The organism is Trichococcus sp. (assembly GCF_049684335.1).
In the GTDB taxonomy this organism is placed as follows: domain Bacteria; phylum Bacillota; class Bacilli; order Lactobacillales; family Aerococcaceae; genus Trichococcus.
In genome coordinates, this window is sequence record NZ_JBAVFV010000020.1 from 26,106 (window position 1) to 48,035 (window position 21,930).

Here is a 21,930-nt window from a genome sequence, read left to right on the forward strand (position 1 = left end):
AATAGAAAGGCATCGCTCTGTGGCTTTCGTGTGTAATATAAGCTTGTATTTTGCTTATTTTGGAGGGCATTCAGCTCCGATAAAATGATGAAATAATAACAGTTGACAAAAAGTAAGCTAGGCATTATAGTAAATCTATCGAATAGTTCGAATTCGTATTAATTAAATTTGTGATACTATTCCGGCAAAACTGAACTTCAAATAAAAACGACAATAAAGGGGAAAATTAATATGACAGCATTTTGGGATTTGGGCAAGGTTGCCTTGAAAGTCAATGATCTGAAGAAAATGACGCAATTCTATCAGGAAGCGCTTGGCTTAGATTTAATGGAAGCAAAGGAAAATTCGGTTGTCTTGGGAGTCGCTGCAGATGGGACGCCATTGGTCGAATTGATTGAGCTCAAATCTCCTGCTGTCCGCAAAAGAACGACTGGACTTTTCCACTTGGCGATCCTTTTGCCGACTCGAGCAGACTTGGGATCCATCCTCTATCATTTGCTGACGAAGAAATACGGCATTGATGGCGCTAGTGATCATGGCTACAGCGAAGCCATTTACTTCAACGACCCGGAAGGCAACGGCATCGAAATCTACCACGACAAAGATATTTCGGCTTGGGATGTCCGTCCGGATGGCAAAATCGAGGGCGTTACCGAAGCGATGGATGCGGATGGCGTGATCGGCGCAATGGTCAAAATTTATGATGGCATCCCTTCCGGTTCCATAATGGGACACGTCCATTTGACAGTTCATGACTTGGTAGAAACCCAACAATTTTACGAAAATGTGCTCGGTATCTCCCTGAAGTCGGACTTCTTCGGACAAGCAAAATTCTTCGCAGCCGGAAACTACCATCACCACATCGGTTCGAATATGTGGGCTGGAAAACACCTGCCGGCGGCTGAAGAGCACCAACCAGGATTGGCGTATTTCACTTGGGTAGTTGCTGATGGTGCTGCTTATGAAGCGCTGAAAGGCAGATTGAATAATGAAGGAATTTCGTTTGAAGAAGCGAATAACACACTCATCTTCAAAGACAACAGCGGCATCGAGATTCATGCTGTCATTCATCACGGTGAGTAATCACAACATGTTAAAAACGCACCCAAGGACTATAGTGACCCCCAAAAGTTGGACTTTTTAGGAGAGAAATTTTTTCTCTCCTTTTTTGTGTTCGCAAATCATCCCCAATCAGGCTTGCCGACAAGACCTTGTGTTTGGAGTGCAGGGTCAAGAGGAAAAGCGGAGCGGCTCTTGACGCTGTAATTCAAACATAAGACAATCCTTCGGCCTGATTGTGTGGAACTAGGCAGCGTGGCTCATCATGGTTATGCGATATTCTACTGGGCTCTGCCAATCCAGTTTCTGTTTCATCCGTTCATGGTTATAGTAATGAACGTAGGCCATAATCTCTTGTTCTAATTCTTCATAACTACGGAAGATTCTTCCGTGATACATCTCTTGTTTCATGATTCCGAAAAAATTCTCCATCGGTGAATTATCAAGACAATTCCCTTTTCGAGACATGCTTTGGAATATTTTATTTTCTTTAAGCTTTGCACCATAGGCTTTCATCTGATAAGCCCACCCTTGATCAGAGTGAAACGTTCGTCTATAGAGGCAATCGTTAGTGGCTTCAATCGCTTCATTTAAAGCTTTCATGATGGTTTCCCCATTGGGTTGTTTTGAAATGTTGTAGCTAATAATCTCCCTGTTATACATGTCCAGAAACGGATCGAAATACAGTTTCTTTGTCTGGAGGTTTCCAGCCAGATCCGTTTCATAGTATTTAAATTCCGTGGTATCCGTTGTTATTTTTTGATGGGGGATAGTCGAATCGAACCTGCGGTTGATTCGGTTGGGCGCTACTATTCCTACATTCCCTTTATAAGAACTGTATTTCCGTGACTTCCGCGTAAAAGCGGTGACGCGTATATTTAATTCTCGCATAATCCGTTGGATTTTCTTTTTGTTCACAAGAAACCCATATTTTTTTAATTCTTCATACATATAGCGGTAGCCATAATTTTTATGCTTTTCCCGTATGCTCAACAGGGCCTGTTTGATTTCTGAATCAGGATCATCCCGGTCAAAGCGTTTCTGCCAATACATGTAGGTTGATTTAGGAAAACCGATTGTGCTTAGAATATCTTTTAGTTTGAATTGTTGTCGGAGTCTGTAGATGATTCGCGCTGTTTGTTCGTTTGACCTTGGTTTTCCTTGACCTGCAGACTCCGCCATTCTTTTAAAAAGGCATTTTGAATTTGTAAAGATAGGACTTGGTTTTCTAGTTCTTTGATCCGTTCTAAATCCTTGTTCTCAGAAGGCAGAGAACTCTTTTTAGAGGCTTTAATCTTCTTTATATCGTTCTTCATTTGAGGTGGACGTCCCTTCGGTTTAGAGAGACCTTCGATGCCTTCGGCTCGAAATACTTGAACCCAACTTGTGATGAGTGATGGGGTGGTCATTCCGAGCTCCAATGCAAGTTCGCGATAGGAAATCTCTGTTGTTAGGTATAACTCTATCGCACCCATCTTAAATTGAACAGAGTAATCATTAATTTTTTTGTTACGTAATAAGCCTTTTTCACCGAACGCCTTGTAATTTGCCACCCATTTCATTAATTGCGTATGGTCAGGAAGTCCATATTTTTTGGAAAGGAATGTGTAGCCGCCTTTTCCGTTCAAATATTCTTGAACGATCTTACATTTGAATTCGAAGCTATATTTAGCCATAAAAAATACCCCCAAAAATTAGATTTTTTAGGTCTAACTTTTGGGGGTCAGCTCAGGACCCGGGTGTTTTTTTGTTGTTAAGATCGAAAATCTTTTAGAGTATAATACAAAAAAATGGCGTTGATGACTGTTAGTTCATCAACGCCATATGTTATCCTGCATTCCCGAACTGTGTAACGAGAATGACTGTAACGCTTGGTAGCAATGGATTCTCACCCTGTTGTAAATAGTTGTTATGAAGAGACTATACTATTATAACCTCGTATCCCATCTTCCGCAGAACACGGTGTCGTTGCATTCCCCCATAAACGCGGATTCCCCTGTAATCTTTTTGATTACTTCTTTTATGGCTGTCCTTGTAGGAGCATAGGCATTGATGAAGGTTCTCATCATAGGAAGATCGATCAGGTGGGTTGTATAATTCAAGGATACACATACAGTGGGTACCTCTCTTACAAACCAAGGTATTTCGTTGGAATGCCCTGTAGAGTATCTCACTCTCATGACATTTTCCTGTGCATAACCCTTCATGTTAACAAATACAAAAGCGGCATCATACTTTTCTTTAAAATCTTCAGAGCTTCCGCAGGTTGTAGCAGTAATAAAATTTTCATCCTTACTTTCGATTCTATCCAAATCGTAAAACGATTCATGCACATCAACTGTAAAGCCGGCTGCTTCCAATTCCTCGGCGATGATTGCCTTGGCTGGATCCGGTCCAGCGTTCCTTGAGGTTGGCGCAGCACTAAGTACATATAGCTTTACGCGCTTATGGGTGCTTGGTTTAATCGGCAAGTTATTTTCCGTGTCTTTTACGAGTGTCATATATTTGGATGCGGCTACCTCAGCAAGCTCTTTATGCTCTTTGCAGCCAACCGTGCTTAAGCCTTCTTCAGGCGGCGTTAAAGTATTATTTGCTTTCATTTCATGAAGTCTAAGCGATGCTTTAAAACCAAGTATTCTTGTAAGCGCCTCGTGAAGACGTTCTTCAGTGATGATGTTGTTCTTATAGCCTTCCATCATATAGTTATAATCTTCTTCCGGATCATTAAAGAACAAGAACATATCACAACCTGCCGCGATGGCATACGGAAGCTGGTCTTTCCTTGGCTTGGCAGAAGTCATTCCGGCCATATGCGATGCATCCGTTAAAATCAAACCATTGAAGTCTAATTGTTCACGGAGCAAGTCCTGAAGCAGTTCTGGTGCAAGTGTGGCAGGCATGATGTCAATGTCTTTGATGCCGGGACTTAATTTTCTTGAGTATTCAGGCAGGGCAATATGCCCCACCATTATGCTTTGTAAATCATCGTCAATCAAAGACTGGTATACTTTACCGAAAGTTTCATCCCATTTTTCACAGCTTAAATCATTTATGCCTGTAACTAAGTGCTGATCTAGCTCTTCAACACCATCTCCAGGAAAATGCTTTGCGCAGGCAGCCATGTTACTATGATGCACTCCCTTGATATAAGCCTTTGAATTAGCTATGACTGTATTCACATCATCACCATAGGATCTTGTATTTATGATCGTGTTTCTCCAGTTTAATAATATATCCGCACAAGGTCCAAAGGTCCAATTGCAGCCAATCGCTGTTCCTTCTCGGCCACTCACATAGCCAACATCATAGGCTGTCTTTGTGTCAGGAGTAGCTCCACAGGCCGCTGATGAGGCGATTAACGTTCCGTCAGTACAGGCGCCATTCCCGCCAGAATCGCAATTGCATGCAACAAGCAAAGGTATTTTGCTTGTTTCCTGATACAGCTTAGCATTATCATAGACCCCTTTGGCAGTGTTAGGCTCATATCTCGCCCCTCCAATATGATATTTTTTTATTGTATCCAACATTGCATTAACATCAGGATTTTCGTCGATAGCAATAAAAAGTTGACCGATTTTTTCTTCTATCGTCATGTCTTCTAACGTACCATGTACCCATTTTATGTCCTCATCAGATAAATAAAATGGTTTTGCTTTTAAATTTACCACTGAATAAGTCTCCTTTAAGCGCTACCAAATTTCGGCATTATTTTTTTACTATTCATTTTTTCTGTGATTGAAAAATATGTAGCCACTTTACTTAATTGAGCGAGCACATATTTTCATATGTTAAACTTCCAAAACTGCTTCTAGAACTGGCTCTGCAGCGACTTCTTTTTTCTTGTTGATATCACTGATCATTTTTGCATAGAATTCCTTGTTGATTGGATAGAATTTCATTCCTAAGAGCGAAAACAAGTGTCCAATCAACGGCATCCCTAGATATAAAAATAAAATGGACCAATATAACTTTGGTGTAACTTCCATACCAGCTGTATAGCCAGCACCAGTAAGAATACCGCCCAAGAGTAATCCGGCAAAAGAACTGACTAACTTATCGATACCTGAGAAAATGGTAGAAATAATGCCAGGTGCATACCGATTATTTTTCCAAACTTCATAATCCGTTATATCTGCAATCATCGGAATAATATTTGTGTCTGTAATTCTTTCTGAAAAACGCATGAAAGACATCAATACGATTGTTAAAGGCAAAGTTGCACTACCGAAAGGTCTAAATATCAATAATATGACGATGGATAGCGCACTCAACACGGTTCCGATAACAAAAGATTTCTTTAACCCCCAACGAACTGCCATAGCGATAGCGGCAAAAGAACCGAAAATGCTGATTAAGGTTGCCGGCGCATTTATTACTGCTTGTAAGGCTGGATCGCCCATTACAATGATGAAAAAATAGGCAGTCGCTGAAGCTTGCATTACAATAGCGATCTTGTTTGTACTTGCAGCCAATATTAACATTTGTAAGGCTTTATTGCTTTTCGTTATGTCCCAGTAATCTTTAAAGGATACTTTTTCTTCCTTTTTATCCTTGACGGCATTTAAACCATAATAGTTAACATTATCTTTTTCCCAAATACCTGCGATAGAGATTGCTGCAAATAATGTAGAAAGACCCGCTACCAAAAATGCAAATTTTCTGAATGAATCGATGCTTCCAATGCCGCCAAAATACTCGAGTACAATCATTCCGAAAGAGAAGATCAAAATATCAATACCCGTCATGATAACCTGATCTATACCTCCTACAAGGGGTCTTTGTTTTGGATTATTGGTCAAAATGGTTTGTGCACCCTTAGTAGTGATTGTGACGCACGTATAACCTAATACCCATAAAGCGTACCATCCGCCAATCCAAAGATATTCAGATGTTGTGCTCTGGAAATCAGCCCCCCAGAAAAGTGCAATGATACAGATATCCATGATAAGTGTGCCCACAAAAATAAATGGTCTAAACTTACCAAACCTTGAGTTCGTCTTGTCGACTAGCAAACCTATTATAGGGTCAGTAATCGCATCAAAAATTCTGGAAAATGTCATGATTGCTCCAACTATCACTGCCGACAGCCCTAAACTGTCAGTGGCGTAGTAGATGAAAAACATTAGAAACATAAAATATTGCACGTTGGAAACAGAATTGTTAAATGCAAAGGCCACTAATTGCCAAGGCTTAGCACTGTTGTACTGAACTTCTTTTTCTTTTAGACTGGGCATAACGCATTCTCCTTATTTCGAAATTATTTTTAAAGCACTTCTTAACTTGGCTAATACTAACACGAAAACGTTTGCACGAAATCAATTATTGTGCTATTAATTATATTATTGGGGTGTGATTTCAAAAAAATTTACACTCAACCAATAACAGAGAGGTGACTTATGGATGGTTTGACGAAAGGATGCTGGTGCATCAAAAATGCATTTGATTTGGATATTACCGTTATTGATGAAAAGCTTAATATACAAACTCAGATTTCAAGCTTTAACTATCCCGCTATTATCGAAGATGAAAAAAAATCAATGTATCCTTATCTGCTTAACGAATGCCTTAGTATGGATCAGGATACCTTCAGCATTTATACAGATAAATTTAAACTCAGCTATCTTGTCACAACTCTTCATAAAAACGATGAATTCAAGGGTATTGTCGTAGTAGGCCCTTATCTGAGTGAAGATTTTTCTGGCGGTTTTCTCTCTCAGGTCATTCGCGAAAATAATCTCCCGTTGCCTACTTACAGATATCTGGAGAATTTTTATAAAAACCTATCCAAACTTAAAATTGAATATCTGTCTGTAGGTAATATAGTTGTAAATCTCTGTAGATATGACACTATCTCTTCCAGCTTTGTCGCATTAGACCTCCCGATGAAAAATGAAGTCTCCCGTCACTCCCGAAGTAACACAAAAATGTACGACGCCAACATTTTAATCAGATATGAACTGGAAAAGAAAATCATGTCCGCGGTCACAATCGGTGATACCCAGGAGGTGAAACGTCTCTATTCCGAATTCTTTGCTGACTTTTCTTACCGTACCCCTAATGACCATTTGCGTTCCTCGAAAAATGTTGCCTATGTATTCGGAACAATGTTACGGCTAGCAGCTGAGAAAGGTGGTGTGAATCCTATATACCTGCATCAAATTTCTGAAAATCTTGCGTATAAAGTGGAAGAATGTAAGGATCAAGCTTCTATCGCCACAGTTGAATATTCCATGATTGCTATTTATTGCGACGCTGTCAAAGAACTATCCACAAAAGAATTCAGCAACATTGTGAAACAAGCAGTAACGTACATTAAATTCAACTATGATGAACCATTGAATCTGCAAATTGTAGCTGATTCCATTCGCTTTGACAGAACCTATTTAGCAAAGAGCTTTAGGCGTGAAACGAACATGAGTGTAGTAGAATACATCAACAAGGTACGCATTGACAAAGCTGTATTTCTTATAGAGCAAAACCAGCTTTCTTTTATAGATATCAGCGTTTTGGTTGGATACAATAACTATAGTTATTTTTGCAAAGTATTCAAAGATACGCTTGGTTTATCTCCACGTGAATACAGGAATGCAAATCTTTAAGGACATGCCCTAACCTTGTCATGACAGCAATTACGAATAGATTTCATGGATATGATTCCCGGAATGGGGATAGTAAAAGTCGAAAAAATAAAATGATCAACCCCAGCACCCGCTACCAGCCCAACCAAATTTTGGCCAGGCCGCTATCGGGTGTTTTTTGATATGCGCTCCGACTTTGTGTGGTTGATCGCTTCGGAAATTACCTTATGGTGAAAGCGTATCTTTCAGATTCGGCCTTGTCTTCATCTCCGGGAACATAGGTTGTTTCCTGTTCCAACTCATCTTCCGCTGTCTCGGCATCGGGATGGGAATCTGTCTCTGGTACATCTTGAAGGATGTTTTTGAGGGCATCCGTATCTGTATCCACTTGTTCCAAGTTTAATGAACTTTTTTACTAAAAACTGTCACAGTTATTTTAATGCTTTACAAACTGACGTCAGTCAGATAGAATAAACTGACGCGAGTCAGATAGCGTGCTTGTTAGAGAAATTTTTCATCATTTTGAAAGTGGGGGATATGATTGACTACGATTGCGAATCGACAACCAAAACAAAAATTATGGAGCCGTTCCTTTATTTCTGCTTTGTTAGCAAATGCATTAGTATTTTTAGGATTCGAAATGATGGCGCCCACATTGCCACTCTATGTGTCCAGTATCGGAGGCGAGGCAACACAGATTGGCCTCGTGACAGGAATTTTTGTGATCTCGGCCATTTTGATCCGGCCCTTTACAGGCGTCATGGCAATGAAAATGGACAAGAAATATTTATTAGTGATAGGCGTAGCGATTGGAGCACTTGCAACAGGCAGCTACTATTTAGCGACAGAAGTCTGGGCATTAGTATTGGTTCGTATTCTCCATGGATTCGGTTTTGGCATTACGACGACCTATTTCACAACCATTGCAGCTGAAAACACTCCCGGAGAACGGCTGGGAGAAGGGATCGGATATTTTGGTGTTGGAGAAACGACCATGGTTTCCGTTGGACCGCTAATCGGTGTCATGATTCTGGAAATATGGGATTTCAAGGGACTTTTCTTGAGCGGAATGGCGTTCATGTTGTTGGCGTTGCTCGTTACCTTATTTATATCGCGTAAACCAAATAATTCAAAAGGCTCGGAGAAGAAGCCAATGCCGGCTATTCAGTTCAAATTAATTGAAAAACGGGTACTATTTCAGTCGATGCTTAGTGCCTTGACCGGAATTTCTGCAGGTGGAATCATGTCCTTTATCGCATTATTTGCTGTTGAAAAAGGTCTCGATCAAACGGCTATGTTCTTTACCGTAGTAGCATTGGCAGGACTTGTTGTCCGTTTTTTCTCTGGCAGAATCTATGACCATTTAGGACCAAGTTTCGTGTTAATTCCATTTGGTTTAGTTGCTTTGGCTGGGCTTGTTCTACTTGTGTTTGTGCAAAATAATGTGCAGTTTTTGATTGCAGCATTCCTTTATGGGCTTGGTTTTGGTGCGATTTTCCCTGCCCTTCAATCTTGGTGCATCAGCCTGGTAGAGGAACATGAACATGAGAATGCCGTTGCCTCTTTTTTTAACTTTTTCGATATCGGCATTGGTGTGGGCGCGATGGCGCTTGGTGTACTGGCGCAAGTGTTTGATACCTATGCGGCAGTCTTTTATGTTTCCATTGGTGCCTATGCCCTATTCCTGTTGCTCTGTATTTTTTACGCCAAAAAACCTCTGTCTTATGTCAAGGAAAGGAGCTCTACCTTTTGAGTAAAGAAAAAATCAAAACAATTGCTACTTCTCATTTCAATGAATTTGGTTATGAAGGCACAAAACTCTCCCAAATTGCAGAAGAAGTAGGCATCCGCAAACAATCACTTGCCTACCATTTCCCCAATAAACGCGTGTTATTTCAAGAAGTTTATAAAGAAGCGGTAGACGACGAGGTACAATTTATTCAGCAGTATTTTCAACAGCATGGAGAGAAATTGGTTGAGCAGCAGCTGTATCAGTTTTTAACGGAACATAAGGAACGATTTCAAAAAAATCCAAATACAAAACTGATGCTGACTATTTCTTTCCTTGTGCCGGATGAGATGCATGAAGACGTTATCCAAAAACCATATAGATATATAGATGTATTGACTGCTGCGTTAGAATCTTGCTTTGCAAAACAAACATTCCGCATAGGCGCCAAAGAGTGTGCGCTAGCTTTTGTCACATTGTTAGATGGTCTGGACGTTCAATTAGTCTATGAAGATAGCCAAAGGTATGAAAAATTACAAGAAATAACCTGGGATATCTTCTGGACAGGCATCTGTTTATAAACAACTGCAGCCAACTTTCTCATTTATAACAATCAAATAAGCCTCATGACTTAAAAAACGAGAGCTGTCTCAAATGAAAATTGAGACAGCTCTTTATGATTGAATTATGCAATTTCGCATTATAAGTTACTTTGATAGTTCCTGTATTTGCAAATAAATGCCTTTACGCTACTGGAGGGGTTCCTTCAGCGTTCGATACAACCGCATCAATCTGGACTAAAGCATCCATAGGCAGCGCTGCAACTGCAACAGTTGTCCTTGCAGGAATACCGTTTGGGAAAAATATTGTGTAAACTTCATCTACAGCATCCATATCGACACTGTTTTTAAGGAATACCGTTACTTTGACCACATCGTCCATAGCGTGATCGACACTTTCTACAATTGCCTTGATATTTTTCAAGCACTGATCAGCTTGCTCTTTTACGCCACCAGCTACCACTTCGCCTGTTCTTGGATCCAGTGGTAATTGAGCAGAAAGATGATTGTAATGAGAGAAAGCTACAGTTTGTGTAGATAGTGCGTTTTTTGGCGCATTTTCCGTATTTCTTGCTTCTATGATAAGTCCATGTCTGTCTTCTACTGCTTGCGGAGGTGTACCATCTCCGTGTGACACCACCGCTTCGATTTGTATCAAAGCATCCATAGGTAACCCTGAAGCCGCAACGATTGTCCGTGCTGGGACATAGGCTACGGCTCTGGCGATAGCCGAGTCTGGGAAAAATGTTGTGTAAACTTCATTTACAGCTTCCATATCCGAGAGGTCTTTAAGGAAGATGTTTATTTTGACGATATCATCAAAAGGAACATCGATACTTTCTAAAATTGCCTTTATGTTCTTTAAGCACTGTCCAGCCTGCTCTTTCACTCCACCGGCTACCACTTCGCCTGTTCCCGGATCCAGCGGTAATTGAGCGGAAAGGTGATTGTAGTGCGAAAAAGCTACCGATTGCGCAGATAGCGGACTTACTGGCGCATTAGACATGTTATTTGTAACCTTGATGAGGTCACCTGCTTGCGGTGCGTTTGGTATTGTACCTTCACCATGTGAAACAAGCGCCTCCATTTGCACCAAAGCATCCATAGGCAAAGCTGAAACTGCAACGGTTGTCCGTGCAGGAATAGTGCCTGGGAAAAATGTTGTGTAAACTTCATCTACAGCAGCCATATCGGCAGTGTTTTTAAGGAATACCGTGACTGCAACCACATCGTCCATAACATGGGCAACACTCTCTACGATTGCCTTGATATTTTTTAGGCATTGTTCAGCCTGCTCGTTCACTCCACCAGCTACCACTTCGCCTGTTCTTGGATCTAGCGGTAATTGAGCGGAAAGATGATTGTAATGAGAAAAAGCTACCGATTGTGTAGCTAGAGAACTTTTTGGTGCGTTTTCTGTGTTTCTTGCTAATACTGCGTTGTAGCCAATCATTATATTTGTATCCCCTTTTAGAAATTTTTTTATTATGGCAGCAACCATTAAAGCGGTTACCATAAAAGCAACTATAGCAAGCTAGCTTCATTTTGAGTATGTACACCTTGTGGTTTTTTCTCCCTAATCTGTACAATGGGCACAAAAACAAGTATGGATACTAATAATAACGAACTGAACACCCGGAAGAAAGTGGCGTTTTTGGCTATGCTAAGGGTGATTTCCTCCAACAACCTTAGGCATCCAATCTCTTAACTATAAAAAAAACATAATACTAGCCAACCATAAGTACGGTTGGCTAGTATTATGCGTTTTTGAATCCGTTCGGACACTACACGTTTGGTTGATGTGCAGAACAAGCTTATTTTCTCATCGATTTCATAACAATGGAAAGGATGAGGATCAGGATGATGGCTCCTATTAATGCAGGTGCAATGTAGAATCCCCCAATTGCAGGTCCCCAAGCTCCGAATAATGTTACTCCTAACCATGAACCAACGAAACCCGCAATGATATTTCCGATAATGCCACCAGGAACATCTTTACCCAAAAAAGCTCCAGCAAGTGCGCCTAAGACCCCACCGACAATTAGAGACCAAAGAAAGTCCATTTTTTACTCCTCCTTCTTAATAAAGAAGCCCGCAGTAACCATGTGTCTATACCTTGCTCGTTACACTGCAATTATATAAGGAATGACCTATATTATAAAGTATTTGCACTTGGAAGGTTACCCTACCCGGTTACTTCAAAGTACCTAATTGTTAGCTTTTGGAAATTATTGGTATACTTTGTATAGAACAAATCACTTGAGGAGGATTCAGATGGAAACTTATAAAAATGTGATTATCGGGTTTGGCAAAGGCGGCAAAACCCTGGCGAAGCTGTTAGCACAGCATAATGAAGAGGTACTGGTAATTGAAGAGTCCGACCAAATGTACGGAGGAACCTGCATCAATATCGGCTGCATTCCCTCTAAATTTTTGATTCTTCAAGGCGAAAAAGGAGAGCCTTTTGAGCAGGCTGTCCTGAAGAAAGATGCCTTGATAGGAAAACTAAGAGACAAGAACTATCATATGATTCAGGATGAAGAATCGGCTACCGTCTGGACAGGAAAAGCTTCTTTTTTAAATGACCATGAGCTGCTTGTCAAAATGATGGATGGATCAGAACGGACAATCAAAGCGGAAAGAATTTTTATCAATACCGGCGCCACATCAATTATCCCTTCGATTGGTGGGCTTACTTTAGGAAAGCGCGTTGTTACTTCTAAAGAAATCATGTCCTTGGACCGGCGCCCTGATCGGTTGGTCATCATCGGAGCAGGCTATATTGGACTGGAATACGCTTCAATGTTTGCGAATTTTGGTTCGGAAGTTACGGTGATTGATGGCCGTGCAGAATTTATTCCTCGAGAAGACGAGGATATTGCAGCTATGGTTTACAAGGACATGAGCAATCAAGGTATAAAATTTGAGTTAGGCCAAAAGTTGGTCAAAGTCGTAGAGGATCAAGAGGCTGTTGAAATCCACTACGGAAACAATGAAACCCAAGTGATCGAAGCCGATATGGTGTTAGTTGCAACGGGCCGAAAGCCAAACACAGAAGGCTTGGGTTTAGAAAATACTTCTATTGAAGTGTCGGCGAATGGAGCTGTTGTGGTTGATGAAAAATTGCAGACAACCACTGAGAATATCTGGGCCATCGGGGATGTAAAAGGCGGACTGCAGTTCACCTATATCTCGTTGGATGATTACCGTATCATTGCGGATCAATTATTCGGAGATGGCAGCCGATCGACTAATGACCGGACTGTAGTACCTTATACGGTTTTCTTAACTCCGCCGCTATCCAATGTGGGACTTACAGAGCGGCAAGTGCAGGCAGAAGGTTTTAAGTATCAGGTGTTCAAACAACCCGTTGCCGCGATTCCAAAAGCACAAGTAGCAGAAGATGCACGTGGCATGTATAAAATTATCGTGGACACAGAAACCGAGAATATTTTAGGCGCTTCTCTATATGGCATCGAGTCCCATGAAACCATTAATATCATTTCATTAGCGATGAAGGTGGGCATCTCTTATAAAGTTTTGAGAGATCAAATATTTACCCACCCTACAATGGCGGAAGCTTTGAATGATGTCTTGAAATAAATGATAAAGGAGATGCGTCTAGTTGCTCATCTCCTTTTTTCATTAAGGACAAACCAGTTCTCTTTGTCCCCACATTTTCATTTGCTCAACTATTACTGCTAATTTTTTGCCCTTGGCGGTTAAATGGTAAGTGGACTGCAGCATATTATTTTCTGTTACTTTCTCATTTCCCACTATCTTATTTTGTTCCAGAAGTATCAGTTGTTGTTTGATCATTTTAGGTGTGCTCCCATCCATCGCTTGATGCAATTGGCCAAAGCGCATATCCTGTTGGTTCAAAAGTTCGATAATTTGCGGAATCCATTTTTTACCCAATAAAAAATACATCAAACTATGCCAATATGAATATTTTGTATTATTAAAAGTATTTCCTTAACGGTATTGGGAAATAAATCCTAAACTCCGGTGCTTAAGTAATTTCTTTGCACGATGATCCGGAAAGCAAAAACAAAGCGGGAAGCTCGTCACTGATAGGATTTCCGCTTTATCGATTCTATTCTCTTTTTCCAGACCTTTACCGCAGCCAACTCAGGAATGCCGTTATACCGACATTTCTTTAAAAAAATGACCTCTCAAACGTGTTCTGATTCGCAGAATGTTCCGCCTAAGCTGACAATCCCACACGGCCAAGAACAGACCGTTTAGTGATTGTCCTCTTAGTGCTCACCTTCTGAACGCGAATCATCACACTCTTTCATTTGAGGCTGGGACATAACTAGCTGAAATGAATGAGAAAAGGTTCCAATCACCAGATTTTGGTGGTTGGAACCTTTTTTGAGGATTTTAGTGCGGTTACTCTCCCAAGGAGGGCTTCACGGGCAGTGTATTTCCTGCGGTTCAGCATCTTTCACTAGCCCAAACAGGCAATGAAGTCTTTTTTTGGCTAAAACTGAGTATACTTATTTTAAAGGACCAAAATTGTATCAAGCATCTTTTTTAATTTGGTTATGGAGAAGATTTTAATTACTCTTTTACAAGACTAACCGTAATTTGAGGCGCATTGCGACTATAATTAGGAATTTTCTTAGCGAAATTTTGTAAATGAGACATTTTATTATGCAACTCAATCGCTTGTGGGGTTTCCCATTTTTCAACCATTACAAAATTATTTTCATCTGTAACTGCTTGGTAAAGTTGATAAGATAAACAGCCTTCTTCTTTTCTAGATGATTGAATTAGTTCTGAAATTTCATTTAAAAATTGTTGTTTTTGCTCGGGTATAATATAAAATTCTGCATTGATTACTATCATTTCTCCACCTACTTAAAATTAGTTGTTTTCTCTGGCGCAAACCGTACGGATTCGTATCCTTCTTCCATCCTGCATTCCCGGAAAAGTTGTAACTAGGTCGGGTAAACCCTTGATATCACTGTGTTTTCGCCTAGTTATGTGTAAAATACATAACTAGGCGGATTAAGCCTTGAAATACTATCCAAACGTTGATTTGACGGTTTTTTCACTTGTTCCTAGTTACGTGTTGGTGGGAATACATGATAAGATTTTCTCCAAACAAATATTGAACTTCGGATATAATTGTCGATGGAAAAACCATATTTATCCGAAACTATTTGTTTAGGAGTCAGAATTATCAGTTTTCCATCTAAATCTTTAATCCACAAACTTTAAATTTTTTCCCATGACTATTTGTCGTTATCCCAATAATGAATATAGTCATAAAGCATATCTTCTATTTTATTACCAAGTTCCACAGCTTTTTCTAAAATGTAAGCAACTAGCTTTTTTTATTATGGTCGTGATTACATTTGATAGAAAGTGGGGCAGTTAGAGTTACATTCTTACTGTTCACTTTTTCTAATTTGGGATAATTCCTTGTTGAGGGTATACATCATTTTTTCACTAAATTGATCTGACGCAATTTGAGACAGGGCATCGATTGTAACACCTTGCATCATATCGAACATCGGATGTTCTTCCACGTCACCTAAGTATGTCGTTACTATTGCTTTTGTTTCTTCATTTTTAACAAGTTCTCCCACTGTGCAACGGGTAGAGTAGACATCATCCGTTATTTCAAGTTCTTCAACGTCCACATCGCCTAATTCTGGCATATCGAACCAGTTGGCGACGATTCCCCCCTCTTCTTCAGGGGCAAAATAGCTTTCGTTTGGATTAGCCACTTTATTGAACAGGGCTACATCTTGTAGGCTATTGTTACCATCATTGGCGAGTATCTTGACTTCATTTATTCCCTCTTTCAGGGAAATGTTTTCAAAGACAAAGACTTTATCCTCACTTGTAAGGGTAGTCGTTTCCCCTCCGTTTACAGACAGGTTCACTTCATTACAGTTAGAATAGACCTTGATAGTGATCGTATCATCCGTTCGATCTACAAAGCGTTTTCCTGTAATATGCACAAATTTTTCATCATTCCAATGTGCCTTATACAGATAAAAAGCATCCTTCTTAATCTTTCTATCATAGGTGGTGAGCCCTTTGTTATTTCTTCCCTTTACACCGCCCTCATTTCTGATGTTCGCACCGAAGTCAAACATGTTCCATGCATACGTTGCCCAAAGGAAGGGGCGTTTTTCAAAAATCTTCCAAACGGTTTCATGATAAAGCGCATGGTATTCTTCAGAATAGTCTTTTATTTTTGGATCACTGCTGTGGTATTGTAAAATTCCTTCTGCACCGTATTCTGAAATCGCCAGTTTTACAGTCGGATTTTTCTTATGAAAGCCATCTATCCATCCTGCAAAGTCTCCTGCTTCACCGTTATACCAGCCAAAATATTTATTGTATCCAATCGTATCCGTCACATAATTATAGTCATCTTCATCTTCAACGAACATGACGTTTGCCATTGTAGTCAATCGGGTAGGGTCTTCCTTTTTCGTTAACTCATTTAATTCATTCACGAGTTTTCTTAGCTCGGGTCTTTCCCCACTAATTTGAATTTCATTCTGGATTCCCCAGAAAATGATAGAAGGATGATTAAAGTTTTGTCTAATTAGTTCAACCATCTGTTTTTTGGCATTAATGCCTTCTAACTCTGTTTTTGACATCAAAGAGATAAAGGGTATTTCAGCCCAGACAACCATGCCTTCTTGATCACATAAATCATAGAAATATTGATTGTGTTGATAGTGAGCTAATCTGATAGAAGTTGCCCCGATTTCTTTTATCAATGCCATATCCTCATCTTGCTCTTTTTCCGTGATTGCCCAGCCCATATCCTTTCGATCCTGGTGTCTTGCCACACCATGCAAAGCAAGGTGTTCCCCATTCAAGAAGAAACCTTTTTCAGCATCTACTTCATAGTATCTGACACCGAACGGAATCGTGAGTTCATCAAGAACGTCGTTAAAACTCTCCATAGAAACCTTTGCTTCATACATGTAGGCATTTTTTCTGCCATTCCATAATATGGGATTTTCTATGACAAGCGGAATTTCTACTACTTTCAGTTCTCCCGCAACTAATGTCACTTCTTTGGCAGCATAGGCAATATTTTTCCCTTCTGCATCTAGCAAATCAACCCAAAGCCGCACTTTTTTATCTTCCTCACTATCGTTCGCAATCAGTGATTTGATCGTTAAGGCAGCATTCTCTTCGTTTACTTCCTCTTGAATAACGTAAACACCTTTTGAACCATGATCCATTAAGTCAAAATGAACAGGATTGGCAATGACTAAGTTCACATCACGATAAATACCACCGTAAAAGGTGAAGTCGGCCATTTGCGGATAGACATCATCCACAACCGTATTATCTACCTTCACAGCCAACGTGTTCTTTGCATCAAAATCAATCACTTCCGTAAGATCGAATCTAAAAGTAGAATAGCCACCTCTATGTTGACCCAAATGTTGACCATTCAGGTAGACATCAGTTATACTATTCGCTCCCTCGAACTCAACATACACTTTGTTCCCCTGTGCCGAATCATCTATCGTAAATTCTTTTCTATACCAACATGCGCCTTGATGATAAGCAAACCCGTTTGCTCCATCAATAGCGTTCCATGTATGGGGAATCTGAACAACTTTCCAGTTTCTATCATCAAAGTCGATACCCATCGCTTGATCTTCATCTTGTTTGATAAACTTCCAGTCTTGATTGAAATGAATGACTTTTCTCATTTATTTTCCTCCTAAATTAGCTAAGCAACCTGACTGCCACGCCTGCTGAATTCCTATCGTACATCCTAGCTTTACCCCTCTATATTAGCAAGGCATCACGAAATACACTCGCATTTTCTTGCCTAAATTAGCACATATCTGCTTTTTTTTATACTTTATCTGTATAATTAAAAATATAAGGAAGCATGGAGGAAAAGATATGATTGAAAATTGGGAAAATAATATAGACGACTTTAAGAAGAAATGCCGCATCTTACATGACGTGACTAAAATGGACGTTCGGTTAATGGATCAAGATGGCAATGTTCTTTTCCATCTCCTGGATTACCTTATCCCTGTCACACTTCAAAGTTTAGACAAAGAGTACCCTAGCATAATCAAGCAACTTAGAAAGGGTGAAACAAATCGTTATTACTATCATGTCAATTCTTTTAACCTTGAATACATTGCAACTGGAATTTGGATAAAAGGCGAATGTTGCGGGGCTGTTTTAATGGGTCCTTTTGTTTCGAGTATACCTGGCATTGGATTTATCAGCGATATTGTTACGAAAAACAAAGCACCCATAAGCGAACGAAAATTACTCGAAGAATTTTATCAATCTTTATCCGTCGTTAGCAGAAAAAACGCCCAAAGCATAGGTGGATTATTAGTAAATTTATTTGCGCATACTTATATTGAAGCGCAATCGCTAGCGACAGAACGGGTTGCCTCCCCTCTCAATAGAGAAGAATTAAAGCTAGCAATGTCCGAGAGTAAAGATCAGATAGAGGAGCGGTTCCGATTAGAAAAAGAGATTGTGGACGCCATCGCCAAAGGAAATACAGATGAAATTGGACGCATTTTAAACGACTACAACAAAGATATTTTATTAAGCTTTTTTAATCGAATACCTGAAAGCACCATTAGATCTGCAAAGAATATCGCATTGGTTATGAACACGATTTCCAGAACCGCAGCTGAAAGAGGCGGTGTTCATCCCCTTTACATTCATAATATTTCCGAAAAATTTGCTATTTTGATTGAAAGAGCCTCCAGTATTTCCGTCTTAAAACAGTTGGGGGAAACGATGGTTTATGAATACTGTACAGCTGTAAGAGACTTTTCTACCCGTCATTATAGTCTTCTTGTTAAAAAGGCCGTGTATTACATCCATATGCATCTAGAAGAGGATTTATCATTATCTATAATTGCTGATGAGATTTACGTGAATGCCTCACATCTTTCACGTAAATTCAAAGCAGAAACTAACATGAGCATCATTGATTATATTAATAAAAAGAGAGTAGAAGAGGCGAAACTCTACTTACAAAGGGGGAATGTATCGATTACAGAGGTTTCTCTTATGGTAGGATTCAATGATTTAAATTATTTTAGTAGGGTATTTAAAAAAACTACTTCCATTTCTCCTTCGCAATATAGTAAGCACTATAACACTAATCGATAGATAAATTTCTGTTGTCTACGTGGTAGGAGAGCTGCTAAGCCATGTATTTTTTCCTGTTCAAAATATGCACTGGCATTTTTGACGGTCAGCCTGTAGACTTTATTTTACATTTGAGTTAATATTTTAACATTTACTGTCGTGTGGGCTATAATTGAATTATCTGGACAACAAGGAGGAATTCGTTTGAAAAAGTTAATCTTATGCTTTATCACTACGGCTCTGCTGAGTGGCTGCAGTGCCACCAGTTCACAGGCGAGTATAAATAGTGAGGTTGTGGAAAATGAAGAAGCAACTATATTATATACGGGAACGGTTATCGACAGTGGCGAAACGCATGAAAATGGTTTGTTCGTGGCTGACTTAGTTCCAGTAGAGTCTTCGGAAGCTGCTTCTTTCGATGAAGTCATCCTGTTAATGGAAGGTGTTCCCTTGATCGACTTATCCTCCGGTGAAAATGTGCCTCTGTCAGCATTAGAAAAAGGAGATAGCGTAACAGTCACCTTAGTCGAACATGCACCCACCACGATGTCCATACCTCCGCAGATTCCCGGCATGGGGATCGTAAAAGTCGAAAAATAAAATGATCAACCCAAACACCCAATACGAGCCCAACCAAATTTTGGTTAGACTCGTATCGGGTGTTTTTTCAAGAAGTTTATACTACATCGATCTGGACTAAAGCATCCATAGGCAGTGCTGCAACCGCAAGCGTTGTACGCGCAGGAATCCCGTCTGGGAAAAACCAGGAATGGGATTTATTCATTCATCGCAATACGCTCTTGTACCGATTAGACAGGATCAAAGATATTCTCGATTATAACTTCAGCGATACTAATCATACCCTGTCGTTACAATTAGCTTTGAAGCTATATGCAAAGTACACATAGCACGGTGCACCAACTATTCAATATATTTATATATAATATGCTATAATCAAATAGAAACCGTTGACAAAACAAACCCAAAGGAGACTATCATCATGAAAAGACAAGCTTATACCGCAAAAGACGTCATGAGTTCCGGGCCTTATTCCCATGCGATAGACGCTGGAGAATACATATACATATCCGGACAGACTGCCAAGAATTCTTTGACGTTGGAAAAACAGGATTTGAACATTCAGGAGCAAACGGAAGAATGTTTCAAGAATATCAACAGAATTTTAAAAGAAGTGGAACTTACAGAAGCAAACGTCGTAAAGGTCAATGTCTACCTTACGAGCATGAAGCATTTCGAGGCGATGAATGAAGTTTATAAAACAAAATTTACCGAGCCTTATCCTGCACGGACTTGCGTCGCAGTTCTTGAACTGCCGCTTAAGGCAGATATCGAAATAGAAGTTGTAGCAAAAAGATAACGTTCATTATTACTCTTTAGGAGGTGGCAGAATGGTACCTGACCCCATTAGGTGGATGAGACGATTCAAATTAACAAACCGGGAAGACACTCTGTCTTCTCAAGAGGAGGATTATAATGAAAAAAAGTGTATTCAAACATGAGTCCTATTACAATGAAATTTCCGCTGTTCTAAAAGAGAATGACCGCGAGCAATTCCGCATCCTTTTGATGAAGCTTCACGAGAGAGACCAAGCGGAGGTGCTGCGCCGCTTATATCCTGAGAATAAGAAGAAAATCGAAATTTTTTTAACAGCGAAAGAATTCGCTGATGTACTGAGCTGGATGGATGTGGATGAGCAAGCAAACTTGCTGAAAGATTTTAATCCAGAATATGTACGGGAAATTCTCCAAAAGATGTCACGCGACGATGCAGTGAGTATGTTGGCTGAGACGGGATCTGAAGGCAAAGCAATTCTGAATCAATTAAGCGACCGTGACCGAGCCGACTTAGAAGAGTTGCTGGCTTACACGTCACAAAGCGCTGGCTCGATTATGACAAAAGAATTTGTGAGCGTGTCTCCAAATTCCACAGTACATCAAGCCTTTAATCAAGTACGCGCACAAGCCCCAACCGCAGAAATCATCCAATATCTGTATGTATTGGATGAGCTAGGTGTCTTACTCGGGATTCTGTCCATACGAGATTTATTTCTCCTGCCTGCAGAAGTGACGATCGGAAATAGGATGTCCTCACAATTCATCTACGCGCGACTCGGTGATGATCAAGAAAAAGTAGCCCGACTGATTCAAGATTATGACTTAGTAGCGCTACCTATCCTGGACGAAAAAAACATCCTCAGAGGGATTGTAACGGTGGATGATATCATGGACATCATGGAAGACGAAGTAACAGAAGATTTTAACGAATTCTCAGCCATTAAGACCACTTCTGACCGGCCAGAAACCGTGTGGGAAATCGCTCGTGCACGATCACCATGGATCATCATCTTACTCTTTATGGGAATGCTTAGTGCAAGCCTAATCAGCGCATTTGAGGAAACCCTTAATCAAGTAGTCGTTTTAGCAGCCTTTATTCCTATCATTATGGACTCAGCGGGGAACGTAGGAACCCAATCGCTCGCGGTCGCCGTTCGGAGCCTGATTTTGAAAGAACACGATGAGCGCATCGGGCGTACCATTTGGAAAGAATTTATGGTGGGGATGTGTATCGGTCTTTTGGCAGGAATTATTTTATCGCTTGTCATTCTCATCTTTTACAGAAATGTTGTCCTCGCTCTCATACTGGGGGTAACCATTTTCATCACCCTGAGCCTTTCTACTATCAGCGGGACGGTTGTTCCTATCATTATCAATACGTTAAAATTCGATCCCGCCATTGCATCCGGACCATTCATTACCACTATTAATGATATTTTAGGGCTCTATATTTACTTTTCTATCGCTTCATTCCTGCTCCATCTTATTTAACGTTAGAAATAGTATTGTTATTCAT

Annotated in this window: 19 protein-coding genes; 10 read left to right on the plus strand and 9 right to left on the minus strand. The window is 40.1% G+C overall.

The genetic code is table 11. The annotated features are described in order from the left end of the window. The first annotated feature begins 231 nt into the window (after positions 1 to 231). Positions 232 to 1,083, plus strand: coding sequence for a VOC family protein (locus tag WBM30_RS04540; RefSeq protein ID WP_424899582.1), 852 nt, complete (start codon positions 232 to 234; stop codon positions 1,081 to 1,083). A gap of 222 nt (positions 1,084 to 1,305) precedes the next feature. Here WBM30_RS04540 and WBM30_RS04545 read toward each other — a convergent pair. The 3 genes from WBM30_RS04545 to WBM30_RS04555 all read right to left on the minus strand — a co-directional run bounded on the left by WBM30_RS04545 (position 1,306) and on the right by WBM30_RS04555 (position 6,293). Beyond that, positions 1,306 to 2,735 (minus strand): IS3 family transposase gene (locus tag WBM30_RS04545; RefSeq protein WP_424899583.1). Its coding sequence is split into 2 segments (ribosomal slippage): positions 1,306 to 2,220 and positions 2,223 to 2,735, totalling 1,428 coding nucleotides; the frame shifts between segments, so codons are not numbered across the junction. Positions 2,736 to 2,987: 252 nt separating this feature from the next. Further along, complete coding sequence (locus WBM30_RS04550) at positions 2,988 to 4,727, minus strand: glycoside hydrolase family 3 protein (RefSeq protein WP_424899584.1); 1,740 nt, start codon at positions 4,725 to 4,727, stop codon at positions 2,988 to 2,990. Between the two features lie 120 nt (positions 4,728 to 4,847). Further along, on the minus strand, positions 4,848 to 6,293 hold the full coding sequence (locus WBM30_RS04555) for an MFS transporter (protein WP_424899585.1): 1,446 nt from the start codon (positions 6,291 to 6,293) through the stop codon (positions 4,848 to 4,850). Between the two features lie 162 nt (positions 6,294 to 6,455). Here WBM30_RS04555 and WBM30_RS04560 point away from each other — a divergent pair, with 162 nt between their 5' ends. Continuing rightward, the gene (locus WBM30_RS04560; RefSeq protein WP_424899586.1) at positions 6,456 to 7,658 is read left to right on the plus strand and encodes a helix-turn-helix transcriptional regulator; all 1,203 of its coding nucleotides are present in this window, start codon (positions 6,456 to 6,458) and stop codon (positions 7,656 to 7,658) included. A 199-nt stretch (positions 7,659 to 7,857) separates the two neighbouring features. Here WBM30_RS04560 and WBM30_RS04565 read toward each other — a convergent pair whose 3' ends face one another. Next, positions 7,858 to 8,034 carry a hypothetical protein gene (locus WBM30_RS04565; RefSeq protein ID WP_424899587.1) on the minus strand — a complete coding sequence of 59 codons (177 nt, stop codon included), beginning with the start codon at positions 8,032 to 8,034 and terminating at the stop codon, positions 7,858 to 7,860. A 144-nt stretch (positions 8,035 to 8,178) separates the two neighbouring features. On the opposite strand from WBM30_RS04565, the gene WBM30_RS04570 reads away from it, so the two are divergent. Together WBM30_RS04570 and WBM30_RS04575 are read left to right on the plus strand one after the other, a co-directional pair. Beyond that, positions 8,179 to 9,390: an MFS transporter gene (locus tag WBM30_RS04570; protein WP_424899588.1), complete on the plus strand. Its 1,212-nt coding sequence runs from the start codon at positions 8,179 to 8,181 to the stop codon at positions 9,388 to 9,390. Further along, positions 9,387 to 9,947 carry a TetR/AcrR family transcriptional regulator gene (locus WBM30_RS04575; protein WP_424899589.1) on the plus strand — a complete coding sequence of 187 codons (561 nt, stop codon included), beginning with the start codon at positions 9,387 to 9,389 and terminating at the stop codon, positions 9,945 to 9,947. The genes WBM30_RS04570 and WBM30_RS04575 overlap by 4 nt, the downstream gene beginning before the upstream one ends. A gap of 163 nt (positions 9,948 to 10,110) precedes the next feature. Here the strand turns inward: WBM30_RS04575 and WBM30_RS04580 are convergent, their stop codons facing one another. Together WBM30_RS04580 and WBM30_RS04585 are read right to left on the minus strand one after the other, a co-directional pair. Further along, positions 10,111 to 11,379, minus strand: coding sequence for a RidA family protein (locus WBM30_RS04580; RefSeq protein ID WP_424899590.1), 1,269 nt, complete (start codon positions 11,377 to 11,379; stop codon positions 10,111 to 10,113). A 361-nt stretch (positions 11,380 to 11,740) separates the two neighbouring features. Beyond that, positions 11,741 to 11,989, minus strand: coding sequence for a GlsB/YeaQ/YmgE family stress response membrane protein (locus WBM30_RS04585; protein ID WP_424202106.1), 249 nt, complete (start codon positions 11,987 to 11,989; stop codon positions 11,741 to 11,743). A 211-nt stretch (positions 11,990 to 12,200) separates the two neighbouring features. Between WBM30_RS04585 and WBM30_RS04590 the strand changes: the two genes are divergently transcribed. Continuing rightward, a complete protein-coding gene (locus WBM30_RS04590; protein WP_424899591.1) occupies positions 12,201 to 13,529 on the plus strand; it encodes an FAD-dependent oxidoreductase in 1,329 nt (442 codons plus the stop codon). 42 nt (positions 13,530 to 13,571) lie between these two features. On the opposite strand, the gene WBM30_RS04595 is transcribed toward WBM30_RS04590, so the two are convergent. The 3 genes from WBM30_RS04595 to WBM30_RS04605 form a co-directional block, all read right to left on the minus strand. Beyond that, positions 13,572 to 13,844: a winged helix-turn-helix transcriptional regulator gene (locus WBM30_RS04595; protein ID WP_424899592.1), complete on the minus strand. Its 273-nt coding sequence runs from the start codon at positions 13,842 to 13,844 to the stop codon at positions 13,572 to 13,574. 648 nt (positions 13,845 to 14,492) lie between these two features. Continuing rightward, positions 14,493 to 14,780 (minus strand): putative quinol monooxygenase, encoded by a 288-nt coding sequence (locus tag WBM30_RS04600; RefSeq protein ID WP_424899593.1) that lies wholly within the window; start codon positions 14,778 to 14,780, stop codon positions 14,493 to 14,495. Positions 14,781 to 15,325: 545 nt separating this feature from the next. Beyond that, entirely contained in the window at positions 15,326 to 17,632 is a 2,307-nt protein-coding gene (locus tag WBM30_RS04605; protein ID WP_424899594.1) for a glycoside hydrolase family 2 protein, read from the minus strand. A 199-nt stretch (positions 17,633 to 17,831) separates the two neighbouring features. On the opposite strand from WBM30_RS04605, the gene WBM30_RS04610 reads away from it, so the two are divergent. The 5 genes from WBM30_RS04610 (at position 17,832) to mgtE (ending at position 21,905) form a co-directional block, all read left to right on the plus strand. Beyond that, a complete protein-coding gene (locus tag WBM30_RS04610) occupies positions 17,832 to 19,079 on the plus strand; it encodes a helix-turn-helix domain-containing protein (protein WP_424899595.1) in 1,248 nt (415 codons plus the stop codon). Positions 19,080 to 19,262: 183 nt separating this feature from the next. Then, the gene (locus WBM30_RS04615) at positions 19,263 to 19,658 is read left to right on the plus strand and encodes a hypothetical protein (RefSeq protein WP_424899596.1); all 396 of its coding nucleotides are present in this window, start codon (positions 19,263 to 19,265) and stop codon (positions 19,656 to 19,658) included. A 59-nt stretch (positions 19,659 to 19,717) separates the two neighbouring features. Further along, on the plus strand, positions 19,718 to 19,966 hold the full coding sequence (locus tag WBM30_RS04620) for a helix-turn-helix domain-containing protein (protein WP_424899597.1): 249 nt from the start codon (positions 19,718 to 19,720) through the stop codon (positions 19,964 to 19,966). A 92-nt stretch (positions 19,967 to 20,058) separates the two neighbouring features. After that, entirely contained in the window at positions 20,059 to 20,436 is a 378-nt protein-coding gene (locus tag WBM30_RS04625; RefSeq protein ID WP_424899598.1) for a RidA family protein, read from the plus strand. A gap of 116 nt (positions 20,437 to 20,552) precedes the next feature. Continuing rightward, positions 20,553 to 21,905, plus strand: coding sequence for a magnesium transporter (mgtE, locus tag WBM30_RS04630; RefSeq protein ID WP_424899599.1), 1,353 nt, complete (start codon positions 20,553 to 20,555; stop codon positions 21,903 to 21,905). Positions 21,906 to 21,930 lie beyond the last annotated feature (25 nt).